The sequence below is a fragment of the Psychrobacter lutiphocae DSM 21542 genome, from assembly GCF_000382145.1.
Classification (GTDB): domain Bacteria; phylum Pseudomonadota; class Gammaproteobacteria; order Pseudomonadales; family Moraxellaceae; genus Psychrobacter; species Psychrobacter lutiphocae.
This window is the reverse complement of sequence record NZ_KB907630.1, coordinates 26,624-42,648: the sequence shown is the minus strand read 5'-3', so window position 1 is coordinate 42,648 and position 16,025 is coordinate 26,624. Positions and strand designations below refer to the sequence as shown.

The following is a 16,025-nucleotide window of genomic DNA, read 5'->3' as shown; positions in this document are numbered from 1 at the left end:
CAGGTGTTGGTGAGTGCATCGCAACTCATGTCACCTGAGCCAAACAGACGTTAAAAAGCGTAATAGTCATAGAAGATATAGTGACCTGAAAACCCTTATCTTTATTTTTTGGCTTACTCCACAACGCAGATATTAAGGCTTGGCACCTGATTTGTTTTTATTATTAAAAACTCGATAGGTTTGCATTAAGCTGACCCAAGCCAGTCTAAATATACTGCTTATATAGAACACTCATTTAGCAGTGCAAGTCCGCACTGCATAAATAAAGGACATGCCATGACCCAGACTTTTATAGCCAATCCTACCCCTTCTAATTTAACCTCAGTAACCAACTACCACGATAGCAAACCTCCTCATAATACCTCGATTGAAAGCTCTATTGATAGCACTACTTATCTTGCCTCACCAGAAGAATTTTCAGACAACTGTGGTTTTGGGCTTGTTGCTCATATTGAAGGCAAACCTAGTCATCATCTTGTTAAAACCGCGATTCACAGTTTAAGTTGTATGACTCACCGTGGTGGTGTTGCCGCTGATGGTAAAACAGGGGATGGTTGTGGTTTGTTGTTGGCCAAACCAGTTGAGTTTTTTAACGCGGTTGCCAGTGAGCTCGGCTTTGAATTAGGCGAAAACTATGCCGTTGGCATGGTATTTTTAAACCTAGATGAATCATTAGCGACCCACAGCCAGCAAGTGCTGGACAAGGAAGTGGCGGCTCAAGGCTTAACTGTCGCTGGTTGGCGTGAGGTGCCAGTAGATTTATCCATTGTCGGTGAGATTGCCAGTGAGACCTTGCCGCAATTTAAGCAAATATTTGTTAGTGCGCCAGATGAGCTAAGCGCAGAAGACTTTAACCGCAAACTGTATGTGGCGCGTAAAAAAGCAGAGCTAGCATTAACTGAAGATCCTTTGTTTTATGTGACGTCTTTGAGCTGTCAGACCGTTATTTATAAAGGCTTGATGATGCCTGCTGATTTACCAACTTTTTATCATGATTTGCAAGACAGTCGTTTGCAGTCACATATTGTTGTATTCCATCAGCGCTTCTCAACCAATACCTTGCCACGCTGGCCGTTGGCACAGCCCTTCCGTTATTTGGCGCACAATGGTGAGCTAAATACCATCACTGCTAACCGTAACTGGTCAGTGGCACGTACCCCTAAGCTTGAAACAGATAAGCTACCTAGGATCAGCGAGCTACATCCATTGGTTAACCGTACAGGCTCTGATTCTTCTAGCTTGGATAATATGCTAGAAGTGCTAATTTCTGGAGGTATGAGCTTATTCCATGCCATGTCTATTTTGGTGCCACCTGCTTGGCAAAACGTTGACAGTATGGATATGGACTTACGGGCATTTTATGAGTTTTACTCGCAGCATATGGAGCCTTGGGATGGGCCAGCTGGTCTGGTCATTCAAGATGGCCGTTATGCCGTCTGTATGCTTGACCGCAACGGTTTGCGTCCCTCTCGCTGGGTGACAACTAAAAATGGCTATATCACTGTCGCATCAGAAGTTGGTGTGTGGGATTATGATCCAGAAGATGTGATTGCCAAAGGTCGAGTTGGACCGGGTCAAATGCTGGTAATTGATACCTTAAACGGTGAAGTGTTAGATGATCAGATCATCAGTAACCGTCTAAAAAAAGCCCATCCATATCGCAAGTGGTTGCGTGACGAGGCGATGCGTGTGCGTGATAATGAGCAGGCCGAAGAGCAGCTGCTTGAGCAAGGCGTGCGTGGTGAGCCGTTAAAAGCATTGCAAAAGATGTTTAATATCACCAACGAAGAGCGCACTGAGATTATCCGTCCCAATGCCGAAAACGGTCAGGAGCCAGTGGGCTCAATGGGTGATGATACGCCAGTTGCGGTGTTGTCGAAGCAAGTACGCAACGTGGCAGATTTTTTCCGTCAGCAGTTTGCGCAAGTGACCAACCCACCGATAGATCCATTGCGTGAATCGATTGTGATGTCACTACAAACTTGCTTGGGTGCAGAAACTAACATCTTTAATCCAACACCACGTGATGCGCACCGTATTATCCTGTCCTCGCCTGTGTTGTCACCGAGCAAGATGCAGCAGATAGAGGCGCTCGAAGATCCTGCTTTTATTAGTAAGCGCATTGATATCAATTATGATGAATCACTGAGTTTAGATGTTGCTATTCAACAGATTTGTGAGCAAGTTGAGCAGGCAGTTATCGATGGTAACACCATTATTATCTTATCTGATAAAGGTATTGAAAAGGGCAAACTGCCTGCTAATGCCATCATGGTCACTGGTGCGGTGCATCATTACCTCATCGACAAAGGCTTGCGTACCGATGCCAATCTGATTATTGAAACTGGGGTCGCTCGTGATTCGCATCAAGTAGCGGTATTAATTGGCTTTGGTGCAACCTGTGTTTATCCTTATTTGGCTTATGATGTAATTGCAGACTTGGTTGCTTCAGGTGAGCTACTAGGTGATCCATTGCATGCGCGTGCCAACTTCCGCAAAGGCTTGGATAAGGGCTTATTAAAAATCTTATCAAAAATGGGTATTTCTACCATTGTCTCTTATCGCGGTGCTCAGTTATTTGAAGCGGTGGGCTTATCAGAAGAGATTGTTGAGCTGTGCTTTAAAGGGGTACAAAGCCGTATCAAGGGTGCTACCTTTGCCGACTTAGCGCACGACCAAGCTTTATTAGCAAAAAATGCTTTTAGTCGCCGTACTCCACTTGATCAAGGTGGTATGCTCAAGTTTGTATTTAACAAAGAATACCATGCATTTAATCCAGATGTAATTAATACCTTGCATAAAGCGGTACGCACTGGAGATTTTGAAAATTACCGTGAATATGCTGAGTTGGTAAATAAGCGTCCAGTGGCAATGCTACGTGATTTATTGAAGCTTAAAGAGGGTAATAGCATTGATATTGAAGAAGTTGAGGGTATTGAAGATATCCTACCACGCTTTGATTCAGCAGGCATGTCATTAGGTGCGTTATCACCAGAGGCGCATGAAGCGATTGCGATGGCGATGAATACCATTGGCGGACGTTCAAACTCGGGGGAGGGCGGTGAAGATCCAACCCGTTATGGCACCATACGTAACTCAAAAATTAAGCAAGTTGCCTCAGGTCGTTTTGGCGTGACACCAGCTTACTTACGCTCAGCGCAAGTGATGCAGATTAAAGTGGCACAGGGTGCAAAACCTGGTGAAGGTGGGCAGTTGCCTGGTGGTAAAGTGAACTCTTTAATTGCACGTCTGCGCTACTCTGTACCGGGTGTGACTTTGATTTCACCACCGCCACACCATGATATTTACTCGATTGAAGATTTGGCACAGTTAATCTTTGACTTAAAACAAGTCAATCCCGATGCGCTAGTGTCGGTCAAGCTGGTATCACGCCCTGGTGTTGGTACGATTGCGACTGGTGTGGCAAAAGCCTATGCAGACTTGATTACCATTTCAGGTTATGACGGTGGTACGGCAGCCTCTCCCTTATCATCGATTCATCATGCGGGTTCACCTTGGGAGCTTGGTCTGGCTGAGGCGCATCAATCACTGCGTGTCAATGGTCTGCGTGACAAGGTTCGAGTACAAACCGATGGCGGTCTGAAGACTGGCTTGGATGTAGTAAAAGCTGCTATCTTAGGTGCAGAAAGCTTCGGCTTTGGTACCACGCCTATGATCGCTGTTGGCTGTAAGTACTTACGCATTTGTCACTTAAACAACTGTCCAACAGGGGTTGCCACTCAAAAAGCCCGCTTACGTGATGAGCACTTCATTGGCGAAGCAGAAATGCTGATTAACTTCTTTAAGTTTATCGCCACTGAAACTCGTGAATGGTTGGCTTTCTTAGGTGTGCGTAGCATGGAAGATCTGGTCGGTCGTACTGATCTACTTGAGCTATTAGAAGGTGAGACAGACAAACAGCGCAATCTAGACTTATCTCCCTTGTTACGTAGCCATCCTGCTAGTGAAGGTAAGCCACAAACTTGCCAAGTGGAGCGTAACGAGCCTTTTGATAAGGGGTTGTTGGCAGAAAAAATGGTCGATGACATGATTGCTGCCATTCGCCAAGGCAAGGGCGGTACTTATAGCTATCAGATCGGTAACTGCGATCGCTCTATCGGTGCACGTCTCTCTGGTGAGATTGCTCAAGTCTGGGGTAACCTAGGTATGAAAGATATGCCAATTAAGCTACACTTGGCAGGTACTGCGGGTCAAAGCCTAGGGGTATGGAATGCTGGCGGTTTAAATATCGAGCTAGAAGGCGATGCCAACGATTATGTGGGTAAAGGTATGGCTGGTGGTGAAATTGTGATTTATCCACCAAAAGAGTCTATCTTTGCCACTCATGAGACAGCGATTATCGGTAACACCTGTTTGTATGGTGCTACTGGCGGTAAGCTGTATGCCTCAGGCACAGCGGGTGAGCGCTTTGCAGTACGTAATTCAGGTGCACATGCAGTCATTGAGGGCGTGGGTGACCACTGCTGTGAGTATATGACAGGCGGTGTGGTTACGGTACTTGGTAAAACTGGACTTAACTTTGGGGCAGGTATGACCGGTGGTTTTGCCTTTGTATTGGACTTAGATAATACTTTCTTTGATCGTTGTAATCATGAGCTGATCGACTTGCATCGTATCTCTAGTGAACAGACCGAAGAGCATCGTATTTATCTAAAACAGATTATCGAAACCCATATTGAAAAAACGGGCAGTGCGTGGGCGCGTCAAATTCTGGCAGACTTTGAGCATTATGTGCGCAAAGTATTCTTGGTCAAACCAAAAGCTGCCAATATAGCCTCATTGCTGCGTAGTACGACAGCAGATCCACAATAAAGACCCACAACCTATATTTTGTCCAAGTGGGTAAGCAATCCATCTTGTGGCAGGTATCATAGGCAGCAACAACAGACAGCAAGTATTCTTGTCATAGCAAATACGCTTATTTGAAATTAATGACTTGCCTGGCTGACGCCACCTGTGATACCAACTTAAGGAGACAAAACCCGAATGAAGCGTATAAACAACAATTTCCAGTTTTTAGATGTGCCACGCCGTGAGCCTGAAAAAAAGGACATCGTTACTAGATCTACTGAGTTTGTAGAGATTTACACCCCGTTTGAATCATCAGAAGCTATTGAGCAGGCTCACCGTTGTCTTGAGTGTGGCAACCCATATTGTGAGTGGAAATGCCCAGTACATAACTATATACCAAACTGGCTCAAGCTGGCAACGGAAGGTCAGATTTTTCAAGCCGCTGAGCTGTGCCATCGTACCAACACCTTACCTGAAGTCTGTGGTCGTGTATGCCCACAAGATAGACTGTGTGAAGGTGCTTGTACCTTAAATGATGGGTTTGGGGCGGTCACTATCGGTAATGTTGAGAAGTACATCAATGATACCGCTTTCGCCTTAGGCTGGCGGCCAGATATGAGCGATGTACAGTGGACGGATAAGAAGGTGGCTATTATCGGAGCTGGTCCTGCGGGTCTTGGCTGCGCGGATATCTTGGTACGTGCGGGCGTGAAGCCTGTGGTATTTGACAAGCGTCCTGAGATTGGCGGCCTGTTAACCTTTGGTATTCCTGAATTTAAGATGGAAAAATCGGTCATGCGTAATCGCCGTGAGGTATTTGAAGGCATGGGTGTTGAATTTCGTTTAAATACTGAGATTGGCACCGATATTACCATCGAGCAGCTACTTGCTGATTATGACGCAGTATTCATGGGCATGGGTACTTACACTTATATGCGTGGTGGTTATCCAGGCGAAGAGTTAGACGGTGTATATGATGCGCTCGATTATTTGATTGCCAATGTCAACCGCTGCAATGACTGGGAAACCAATCCAGAAGAGTACATTAATCTAAAAGACAAAAAGGTAGTGGTACTAGGTGGTGGTGATACCGCAATGGACTGTAACCGCACCGCCATCCGCCAAGGTGCTGAGCGTGTGGTATGTGCCTATCGTCGTGATGAGGCGAATATGCCAGGCTCATTGCGTGAGGTAAAAAATGCCAAAGAAGAAGGTGTTGAGTTCTTATTCAATCGTCAACCGACTGAGATTATTGGTTTAAATGGTCAGGTCACTGGGGTGAAAGTAGTCACCACTCAGCTGGGGAAACCAGATAATAGAGGCCGCCAGCGTCCTGAGCCTATTCCAAATTCAGAAGAGATTATCGATTGTGATGCGGTGATTATGGCGTTTGGTTTTCGCCCAAGCCCTGCCGACTGGTTTACAGCAGTTGATATTGGGTTAGATGACTCTGGTCGTGTGTTGGCAGCTGAAAAACAGACCTTTAAATTCCAAACCAATAATCCAAAAATATTTGCTGGTGGTGATATGGTGCGTGGTTCTGATCTGGTAGTGACTGCCATCTGGGAAGGACGCGAAGCAGCAAAAGGTATTTTAGATTATTTAGAGGTGTAATTGTTTAGAGGTGTAATTGTTTAAAGGTCTAGTATTATCACTCTTTAACAGCTACCTTCTATTATTGCGCTTATTGGACGTAAACCTTTTATTGGTATTAAATCTGTATCTATCAACAATGCTCTTAATGAGACGCTGTAAAGTAAGCGTTGAATTAAGAGCATTTTTTTATAAGTGTAGATGCTGTGTAAATTAAGTCGCAATGATGGCAGGATCTAGTGAGGGGTATGCTAAAATTAACACCTTTATAACCCATAACTTTAAGACAATGATAATAGGGAATAATATCAACTTTACTCTATATAGTCCCTAATCAAGAGATTAACCTTATGAATTCAAAACCTTTATTACCGAGGCCAATAACTGGCGAAGAAGCGCTACGATGGCTAAAAAAAGGTAATCAGCGCTATGTCAAAAACCTGCTGGAATCTGACAAATTAGAAAATAATCTTAATTTGGTTGAGGAGCAAGATCCGTTTGCCATCATTTTAGGCTGTTCAGATGCACGTGTGCCAGTTGAGATAATATTTGATCAGGGCTTGGGTGATCTGTTTGTAATTCGTGTTGCTGGTAATATTGTTGCGCCCTCACAAATTGGCTCGATTGAATTTGCGGTCGAAAAGTTTGGTACACGTTTGGTAGTGGTTTTGGGTCACTCAAACTGTGGTGCGGTGACAGCCTGTGTGGATGCCTTGATAAATCCTGAGAAGTACTACACGCCAAATTTGCAGTCGATTGTAGATCGTATTCGTCCAAGTGTGTATAACCTGCATGAGTTGGCAACTGCGACAGGCGTAGATATTGACGCCCAAGAGCTGGTAGATCGTTCGATCAGTGCCAATGTACGGATGTCAGTCAGTCAATTAAAACATGGCTCACGCTTATTAGAAGATATGTATCGTAGTGGCGAGCTACTAATTGTGGGAGCAGAGTACGATATCACCACAGGAGTGGTTGAGTTTTTGGAGGATTAACGCTTGGTTAGTGATTACCAGTTAGTGGTAACCTGTTGCGTTGTGGTTGGTAAGTTTTAAAAAACAAGTGATTTGAAATCATCAGTTTAATGCCCATCTATATATTAAAGACTTATTTTAAGCATATTCCGCATCAGTTGAAATACCTGAAAAACTACTCATGTTAGATTTAACCTACTCATGGTAGATTTAACCTACTCGTGTTAGATTTAACCTACTCATTTTTGTTAACTAATAAAGGAAATGACCATGTCTACTAATTATATTGATCAGCCAAAAAATTCATTAACAGTAGAAGGAGTAAAGCCCATTGCTTCTGCAACCAATGGCTATACCTTTAACCACACTATGTTGCGTGTAAAAGACCCAAAAGCGTCTTTAGAGTTTTACACCGGTGTTTTGGGTATGACGCTGTTGGCGATAAAGAAATTCCCAGAAATGGAGTTCGACTTATACTTCCTAGCTAAGCTAACTGATGAAGAGCGTGAAAACTTACCCGCAGATGAGGAGTTAGCAATTTATACTTTCCGTCAGCGTGGTATTTTAGAATTGACGCATAACTATGGCACTGAAGACCAAGCAGATTTTAACTATCACGATGGTAATGCGCAGCCACAGGGTTTTGGTCATATTTGCTTTAGCGTACCAAACTTAGAAGAAGCGGTAGCTTGGTTTGATCAAAATAAGGTTGAATTTAAGAAGCGTCCAGAAGAGGGTAAGATGAAAAATATTGCCTTTATCAAAGATGTGGATGGCTACTGGATTGAGATAGTACAAGCCGATTTAATGGGTTAAGAGCGTTTAACAGAAAGCTTACTCAGCCCTAGACAAGCTTTTTGCTATGTAACAAAAAACAAGCAGCGTGTAACGTTAACTTATAGATGGTAACGTTTGCGCTGCTTTTTTATTAGTGGAATTTATGTTTTAATTTTTTCATATTTGTTTTTACATTTTTGATATGGGATTACTCCCTCATACACACCTCATTTTTGGATAGGAAGTTTATATGCCAACAGATAACGTGACTGACATTAGCAACAAGGTAAGTGAAAAAATTGATGAGTATCAGACCATTGCGTCATCTGTTAATAGAATGATTGATGACTTTTTGGCACGTGTTCCTTATTTTGTCATTGCTCTGGTTGTGTTACTTGTCTTCTGGTTATTATCCTATGTATTTAAAAGAGTTGTTACCAAAATTTTAAGCAAAAGCCATGCTCACCGTAATTTGGTTCGAGTGTTTCAGCGGGTTGGTGGCGCATTAATCTTGTTTGTTGGTTTTATGATAGCGATGGTTATTGCTGTACCAGGGTTCACACCGTCAAAATTAGTTGGGGCATTGGGTATTGGTTCTGTCGCTATCGGCTTTGCGTTTAAGGATATTTTTCAAAACTTACTTTCTGGTATTTTATTGCTGTTAGCGGAACCATTCAAAATAGGTGATCAAATTATTTCAGGGGAGTATGAAGGTACGGTAGAGGACATCAAAGTAAGGGCAACAACTATCCGTACTTATGATGGCCGACAGGTCGTGATTCCTAACTCGCAGCTTTATACCAATGCGTTAACAGTTAACACCGCTTATAAACGCCGTCGTCTTGAGCTAAGTGTAGGTATTGGTTATGACGATGATATTCGTGAGGCAAAACAACAAATATTAACCGCTTTGGACAGTGCAAAAACGGTTTCTAAGTTAGCGGAACCTTCGGTGATCGCCACAGGATTTGGGGACTCAAGTATTGATTTAAAAGTTAGATGGTTTATTGACGATGGTAATCAAGCCAATAAAGTGGCTTCTATTCATGAAGTGATTGTCGTTATAAAGGATTATCTTGATGCAGCTGGTATTAACATTCCCTTTCCGATTCGCACCCTTGATTTTAGTGATGGCTCAGCAAAAGCAGTTGTAAAGGATGTGATGCAAGAGCAAGATACAAACTTACATTCACATTAAGCCGTCTAGGACGTGTTCTTAATTTGTAATAGCCAATAAAAAAACCCATAAGCTGTGTCCAACTTATGGGTTTGGTGCAAATTAAACAAAGTTTTTTTAACACATTATGGCAGTTGATTATTAAACTAATATGGCACTCATATTTCATTAATGGCACTCATATTTCATTAAACATGTGTCTCATTGCCTGTATGAGTTGATCGGTTATTAGTTTTGGGGTGCTTTAAAGCCTTCGTGGCACGATTTACAGTTTTCACCGACCTTACTAAAGGCTGGCAAGATGTCTTCTACTGACGTAGCAGTTTGCGCCGCAGCTTGAAGCTCTAAAGTGGCCTGCTTATATTGTTCAGCGGCTGCTTTAAAGCCTTCTGAGTCAGACCAAACAGTTGGCTCAGCACCACCTGTATCGTTTTCATCATCAAAGTACTGCCATGGATTAGAGGCATCTTTTGCCAAAAAGTCAGCTTCTTGTTTAAATTTATCAGCGTCAAAGGTCTCTGGTGCTTCTACCATATCTTTCATGACACCAGTAGCGTCTTTCCAGTTTTTCATATCACCTTGACGGGCTTTTACAGAGTCACTTGGACCACTATTACAAGCAGCTAAGATTAAGCTAAGAGGAAGTACAGTGGCTAGCAATAAAGATTTTAATTGCATGGCTAAGTCCTTTTTAGGTTGTTTTTTATTCCAATCAATTGATTATTGATGGCAATACAAAAAATTAGAGGTTAACCGAGACGGTTATCCGCTAATTGTAACATAACTTTTTTAAAAGCTCATTAGCATTTGTAAACAGAGACTAGGCTAAGTTTAACCAATCTTTAGGTTTTAGATAAAAATCAGTCAGTTCATGTTCGGGTGTTCCAGGTTTTGGTTCATAGCGATAGTGCCAGCCAGTTAACGGCGGTAAGCTCACTAAGATAGACTCAATACGCCCTTTGCTTTGCAAGCCAAATAAGGTGCCTCTATCATACACTAGATTGTATTCTACATAGCGGCCGCGGCGGTATAGTTGGAATTGACGCTGCTGTTCGGTGACAGGACTTTGTTTGCGTTTATCAAAAATTGGTAGGATAGCATCTAAGTAACCCTGACCCACTGCTTGCATAAACTTAAAGCAGGTCTCAAAATCCCAGCCTCGAGTATCGCTATTCACATCATCATAGAATAATCCACCAATGCCACGCTGCTCATCGCGATGAGGTAAGTAAAAATAATCATCACACCATTGCTTAAATTCAGGATAGACATTATCCCCAAAGTTGGCGCATAGATCATGGCACACCTGATGCCAATGTACACAGTCTTCTAATACAGGATAAAAAGGGGTTAAGTCAAAGCCTCCACCAAACCACCATATTGGATCTTCACCGTCTTTTTCTGCTACAAATAAACGCACATTGGCATGACTGGTTGGTACATGAGGGTTGCGAGGATGTACTACTAAAGATACCCCCATTGCTTGTGCTTTGCGTCCAGCGATGCCTGGATGGCGGGCAGTGGCAGAGGCGGGCAGGTTGTTAATATGGATGTGGCTAAACATGACGCCTGCCTTTTCAATGACCTTACCACCTGCCATAACGCAAGAGCGACCACCGCCACCTTCAGGGCGATCCCAGTCGTCTGCGATAAAGGTTGCTGAGCCACCACCATCGGCTTCTTGTGCTTCAAGAGCCTGACAGATAGACGCTTGCAGCTGTACTAAAAATTGACGTACTTTTTCAATATCTTGGCCACTGGGTGGGGGTAGTTCGATAGAGTTTAGATCACGATCTTGTGAGGTCATCAAATGCGTTTCCGTTTGCTGATAAGTGTGAGTAATCGGCTTTATTGTGAGCTATTTATTTGGATTATCTGAGCCTTTTGAGATACCTGGGTCGTCTGTATTATGTAAGCCATCTAGATTCGTTGTGATTGAGCTGTCTATATTGTTGTTGCTTGTGCGGTTAAGGTTGCTGTTTGGCATTGGCTTAAAATACTGTGTGCTAATATTTTGCGCTAAGTGATGTCCCATACGCTCACGCTTGGTAGCTAAATAATCGAGGTTAAAAGGATTTAACCCCACTACTAAAGGAACTCGCTCAACCACCTCAAAGCCTAAGTCTTCAAGATAGCTAAGTTTTTCTGGATTGTTGGTCATTAGACGTAGTTTGGTTATGCCAACATGATCGAGCATGGGTTTACACATCTCGTAAGTACGGGCATCGGCAGGTAAGCCTAATAATAAATTGGCATCGAGGGTGTCATGACCTTGGTCTTGTAAGGCATAAGCTCGAATTTTGTTCGTTAAGCCGATACCACGACCCTCTTGACGCAAATACAAAATAGCGCCACAGCCTTCTTCTTGTATGGCTTGCATGGTGGCATTTAATTGTGGACCACAATCACATTTTAATGACGAAAATGCATCACCAGTTAAACATTCAGAGTGGATACGTACGAGTGGTACTTTTTTGGCATTGCTATCATTGTTAGCATCCTTCTGATCTTTGGTGTCGCTAAGGGGCAAGCCACAAGTCAACATCACATGCTCTTGGTGCTCATCGTTTTCGAACACATGTATTTCAAACTCACCGTGAGCGGTAGGCAACTTGGCCTTACTGACAAATTTGTAGGGTGATGGACTGGCATTTTTAGTGATTTGTTGAGACATTACAGACCTAAAGAGTCATATTCGTGAATAAAGTTGATATTAGTTTGGTAGATTATTTATATGTGACGTACAGTCTATGTGACAAGTAGCACTGAGAGTCGTAGAATTCACTCACTCGGGTGTGTCCTTAATTCGTACAATTGTTTTTATTACTATTTTCAAAATAAAGACACGTCCCATTCAATAACATACCCTTGTCAATAACATAGGTAAACTAAATACATAGAAAATTCACATAGGGAGCAGGATGAATAAAGCGCTAAATGAAAAAAAATGCTATTATGCCATACTCTTAATCCAGATACAGTGTTTGCTACAGTGGAACTACGTTTAAGGCAAGGTTTGCAGACAGCGTTTTAAGCTTATAGCTCATCCTGTAAAGATTATAACCTATCCTAGCTAGGTTAATGATGACAAATAGCGAAATATCAAGAGTAGTAGAACAAGTCTGGTAAAGTATAAAAAGACAGTCATCCGTTTTTTATCTGTGCAGAAGATGCACAGGTCTGATATCGTATTGTATGAATAGGCTCAATACTTTTAACACTTAAAGTCACTCTAAACACTTAAAGTTTTTTAACGTTCAAAGTTCCTTAATACTGCTTAAAGACTTTCAATGCTTCTTATAGTAACGGACTAAAAAGTAGCAACGGACTAAAAAGTAGTAACGGACTAAAAATTTAATGAACTTACAGTCAAGAGATGTGCTTTTGTCGTTAGGATGTAGATAGTCAGATATATTATTTTCACCCATATTCACTCACTTTGATGCTCACGCTATCGGTTAATACTTATCCAATCGGCTGATATTTACCCAATAGGCAGCGTCTATATACTAAGATTAGTAGGTTTTGTAAGGTCTATGCAGCAATATTCAAACTCAACTACGCCCAAGCCTGCGCCCTCGCAACAAGTGGACTCATATTCTGAAGACTCATTGCCAGCAGCTTCATTGCCAGCGCGCTCACAGTCAGTCAAGCCAGACACTGATAAGGCGACTGATGTCGAAAGTACAGCGTCAGCCACCATGCGTCTATTTAGCAATATTCCTACATCGCGCCCTGTGACCCCTTTATTAGATAGCATAGACTCGCCTGCTGATTTAAAGCCATTAGATAGTAAGCAGCTATTAACTTTAGCTGATGAGTTGCGTGCTTATTTACTGTATTGTGCTGGGCAAAGTGGTGGGCATTTTGGGGCAAACTTAGGTGTGGTGGAGTTAACCATAGCGCTACACTATCTACTAGATACTCCTGAAGATAAACTGGTATGGGATGTTGGGCATCAGGCTTATGCACACAAAGTGCTCACTGGTCGCCGAGAGCGTTTGACTACTATTCGCGCCAAAGATGGACTGACTGCATTTCCTGAGCGCCAAGAGTCAGAGTATGATACCTTCGGTGTCGGTCATTCTTCAACTGCCATTTCTGCAGGTCTTGGTATGAGTCTGGCGCTTCGTCATCTAAAGCAAGATGCCAAGGTTGCCTGTGTGGTGGGTGATGGTGCTATGACTGGGGGTATGGCATTTGAAGCCATGAATGATGCAGTGCAACAAAACGCAGACTTAATGGTCATCCTCAATGACAATGATATGTCCATTTCTTGCTCGATTGGTGGCTTTTCACGTCATCTTGCCATGTTATGGGAATCTGGTTATCAAGTCGATATTACCACTGAAGGCAAGCCTAATATTGTCCCCCGTCCTGAAATTCCATTATCAGATCGCCGAGCTCGTCACAAGCAAGTACGCGATATTCCTCAAGTCGCAGATAATCTATTTAAAGCCATAGGTTTTAGCTATTTTGGTCCCTTTGATGGCCATGATTTACCTGAATTGCTCAGAGTTTTGGAGCGTGCTAAGCAGGTGTCAGGTCCAGTGTTGGTGCATGTCTATACCATTAAAGGTAAGGGCTTTATCCCAGCCGAAGGAGATCCGATTACCTATCATGCCATTAGTAAGTTAGCCACCAATAGCGGTACAAAAACAGAAGCGACATCCAGTAAGTCAACTACTCTATTGCCAAAAAAGAAATACTCACAAGTGTTTGGTGAGTTCTTGTGTGACAAGGCCGCGACTGATGATAACTTAATGGCTATCACACCTGCGATGGAGTCAGGATCTGGTATGACAGAGTATGCTCAGCAGTACCCAGATCGCTTCTTTGATGTTGCGATTGCAGAGCAGCATGCGGTTACCTTGGCGGGCGGTATGGCAACCCAAGGTGTGAAACCAATTGTAGCTATATATTCTACCTTTTTACAGCGGGGCTATGATCAGTTGATCCATGATATTGCACTGCAAAATTTGGATGTTACTTTTGCGATAGACCGCGCTGGCTTGGTTGGCGAAGATGGTGCGACCCATTCAGGTGTATTTGACTTGGCTTATATGCGTTGTGTGCCAAATATTATTATTGCCACGCCAAAAGATGAAAATGAGTGTTACCAGCTATTAAACACCTGTTATGACTACCCAGGTACAGCTGCTGTGCGTTATCCTCGTGGTACTGGTCCAGGGGTGGCAGTTAGCAAGCCAGTACAAGTCTATCCAATCGGTAAAGCACAAATCGACGCTGTGCATCAGTCCTCAAGCACTGGGTCTGACGCACAGCAAATAAAAGTTGCTTTACTGGCCTTTGGGCCATTAGTTGCGACTGCAAATACAGCGGCCCAATCTTTTATTGAGACCACTGTAAGTGATATGCCAATTGAAATCACTGTGGTTAATATGCGCTGGGTGAAACCACTAGATACTGATCTTATCGATAGTCTACTTGCAGAAGGATGTCAGTACATCTTGACTTTAGAAGAGCATGCAATCATGGGCGGTGCTGGTAGTGCCGTCAATGAGTATCTACTGAATCACAATGCGACAACATTGCATCAGACACAGGTACGCAATCTAGGTATTGCTGATAGGTTTATTGCCCATGGTAGCCATGAGCAGCAGTTAGCAGACTGTGGTTTGGACGCTGTGGGTGTTATTAAGAGCTTACAGTCCTTACTCAATCTGCATACATTAACTCAACAAGCGACTTAACTCAACAAGCGACTTAAATTGATGGTATAAAATCTTAAGCATTCAATCAACAACCCTTAGCTGCCATTAGCAGCTAAGCTTTCAACTGTTTTAGTCAAAGTAAATAGGAAAATTATGGAACCCATGGTCGTCATAGCAGCTCGTGCTGCTGAAAAAGTTGGTGCTGAGCTATTAAAAGCACACAACAATCGTCATAAAATTGAACTTAATACAGAGTCAAAAGGTCTTGAGGGGCTTGTCACTAAGATTGACCGCTTTAGTGAAGAGTTGACAATAGAGACATTAAAATACAATTACCCAAACCATTCATTTTTGGGTGAAGAGTTTGGTCTGCAACAAGGTCAAGGCAGTGATGCAGAGTGGTGTTGGATTATAGATCCACTAGATGGTACTCATAACTTTGTGCATGGTGTCCCTCACTTTTGTATCTCAATTGCCGTACAGCATAATGGCGTGACTGAGCATGGTGTTATTTATGATCCTATTCGTGATGAGATGTTTTCTGCCAGCCGTGGAAAAGGTGCGCGTTTGAACCAACGCCGCTTACAAGTCAGTCAACGCAAAACTATTGAAGGTGGTCTATTTACAACGGGCCATCCTCTAGAGCGCCAAGAAGGTGATAAAGTGGTGTCTTATGCCAAAGAGCATTTTGCAACCTTGCAAAAGATTGCTGAAGAGGGTGGGCAAGTGCGCCGTTTAGGTTCAGCTGCTCTAGATTTGGCTTATGTGGCAGCAGGCCGCTTTGATGGTTACTTTGAAATGAAGTTAAAGCCTTGGGATATTGCAGCTGGCGAGCTTATTGTCAATGAAGCACGTGGTGTCGTGGTCGATCATAATGGTGCTCATAACGCCATGCAAACAGGCTCTATCTTTGCGTGTAATGTGAAGTTATTAAAACCATTGATGAAAATGGTTGTACCAACGTGGGGCAATGCGGTACGTGGTTAAGTGATGTAGAATATTATTGTTACACTCAAG

The 16,025-nt window shown here is 43.0% G+C and carries 9 protein-coding genes and 1 pseudogene; 7 read left to right on the top strand and 3 right to left on the bottom strand.

Going from position 1 to position 16,025, the window contains the following annotated elements; all coding sequences use genetic code 11:
• Positions 1-276: 276 nt before the first annotated feature.
• The 5 genes from gltB (at position 277) to H140_RS0104940 (ending at position 9,354) form a co-directional block, all read left to right on the top strand.
• Positions 277-4,833 (top strand): glutamate synthase large subunit, encoded by a 4,557-nt coding sequence (gene gltB, locus H140_RS0104960; RefSeq protein WP_019672559.1) that lies wholly within the window; start codon positions 277-279, stop codon positions 4,831-4,833.
• A gap of 174 nt (positions 4,834-5,007) precedes the next feature.
• Positions 5,008-6,426 carry a glutamate synthase subunit beta gene (locus H140_RS0104955; RefSeq protein WP_019672558.1) on the top strand — a complete coding sequence of 473 codons (1,419 nt, stop codon included), beginning with the start codon at positions 5,008-5,010 and terminating at the stop codon, positions 6,424-6,426.
• Positions 6,427-6,755: 329 nt separating this feature from the next.
• The gene (locus H140_RS0104950; RefSeq protein WP_019672557.1) at positions 6,756-7,400 is read left to right on the top strand and encodes a carbonic anhydrase; all 645 of its coding nucleotides are present in this window, start codon (positions 6,756-6,758) and stop codon (positions 7,398-7,400) included.
• Between the two features lie 249 nt (positions 7,401-7,649).
• Positions 7,650-8,195: a lactoylglutathione lyase gene (gloA, locus tag H140_RS0104945; RefSeq protein ID WP_019672556.1), complete on the top strand. Its 546-nt coding sequence runs from the start codon at positions 7,650-7,652 to the stop codon at positions 8,193-8,195.
• A gap of 211 nt (positions 8,196-8,406) precedes the next feature.
• Positions 8,407-9,354 carry a mechanosensitive ion channel family protein gene (locus H140_RS0104940; RefSeq protein ID WP_019672555.1) on the top strand — a complete coding sequence of 316 codons (948 nt, stop codon included), beginning with the start codon at positions 8,407-8,409 and terminating at the stop codon, positions 9,352-9,354.
• 207 nt (positions 9,355-9,561) lie between these two features.
• Here the strand turns inward: H140_RS0104940 and H140_RS0104935 are convergent, their stop codons facing one another.
• From H140_RS0104935 to ribA, 3 genes and pseudogenes are all read right to left on the bottom strand, one after another.
• Entirely contained in the window at positions 9,562-10,011 is a 450-nt protein-coding gene (locus tag H140_RS0104935; protein WP_019672554.1) for a c-type cytochrome, read from the bottom strand.
• Between the two features lie 142 nt (positions 10,012-10,153).
• Positions 10,154-11,140 (bottom strand): oxygen-dependent coproporphyrinogen oxidase, encoded by a 987-nt coding sequence (hemF, locus tag H140_RS0104930; protein WP_019672553.1) that lies wholly within the window; start codon positions 11,138-11,140, stop codon positions 10,154-10,156.
• Between the two features lie 213 nt (positions 11,141-11,353).
• Positions 11,354-12,007, bottom strand: a pseudogene (ribA, locus tag H140_RS13975) (GTP cyclohydrolase II); the annotation flags it as partial.
• Positions 12,008-12,869: 862 nt separating this feature from the next.
• Between ribA and dxs the strand changes: the two are divergent.
• Complete coding sequence (dxs, locus tag H140_RS0104920) at positions 12,870-15,047, top strand: 1-deoxy-D-xylulose-5-phosphate synthase (protein WP_019672551.1); 2,178 nt, start codon at positions 12,870-12,872, stop codon at positions 15,045-15,047.
• A 114-nt stretch (positions 15,048-15,161) separates the two neighbouring features.
• Positions 15,162-15,995 (top strand): inositol monophosphatase family protein, encoded by an 834-nt coding sequence (locus tag H140_RS0104915; RefSeq protein WP_019672550.1) that lies wholly within the window; start codon positions 15,162-15,164, stop codon positions 15,993-15,995.
• Positions 15,996-16,025 lie beyond the last annotated feature (30 nt).

Excerpts from the sequence above, each read along its gene's own strand:
- H140_RS0104940 (WP_019672555.1), top strand. The coding sequence starts at position 8,407 with ATGCCAACAGATAACGTGACTGACATTAGCAACAAGGTAAGTGAAAAA.
- H140_RS0104915 (WP_019672550.1), top strand. The coding sequence starts at position 15,162 with ATGGAACCCATGGTCGTCATAGCAGCTCGTGCTGCTGAAAAAGTTGGT.
- H140_RS0104950 (WP_019672557.1), top strand. The coding sequence starts at position 6,756 with ATGAATTCAAAACCTTTATTACCGAGGCCAATAACTGGCGAAGAAGCG.
- gloA (WP_019672556.1), top strand. The coding sequence starts at position 7,650 with ATGTCTACTAATTATATTGATCAGCCAAAAAATTCATTAACAGTAGAA.
- H140_RS0104955 (WP_019672558.1), top strand. The coding sequence starts at position 5,008 with ATGAAGCGTATAAACAACAATTTCCAGTTTTTAGATGTGCCACGCCGT.
- dxs (WP_019672551.1), top strand. The coding sequence starts at position 12,870 with ATGCAGCAATATTCAAACTCAACTACGCCCAAGCCTGCGCCCTCGCAA.
- H140_RS0104935 (WP_019672554.1), bottom strand. The coding sequence starts at position 10,011 with ATGCAATTAAAATCTTTATTGCTAGCCACTGTACTTCCTCTTAGCTTA.
- hemF (WP_019672553.1), bottom strand. The coding sequence starts at position 11,140 with ATGACCTCACAAGATCGTGATCTAAACTCTATCGAACTACCCCCACCC.
- gltB (WP_019672559.1), top strand. The coding sequence starts at position 277 with ATGACCCAGACTTTTATAGCCAATCCTACCCCTTCTAATTTAACCTCA.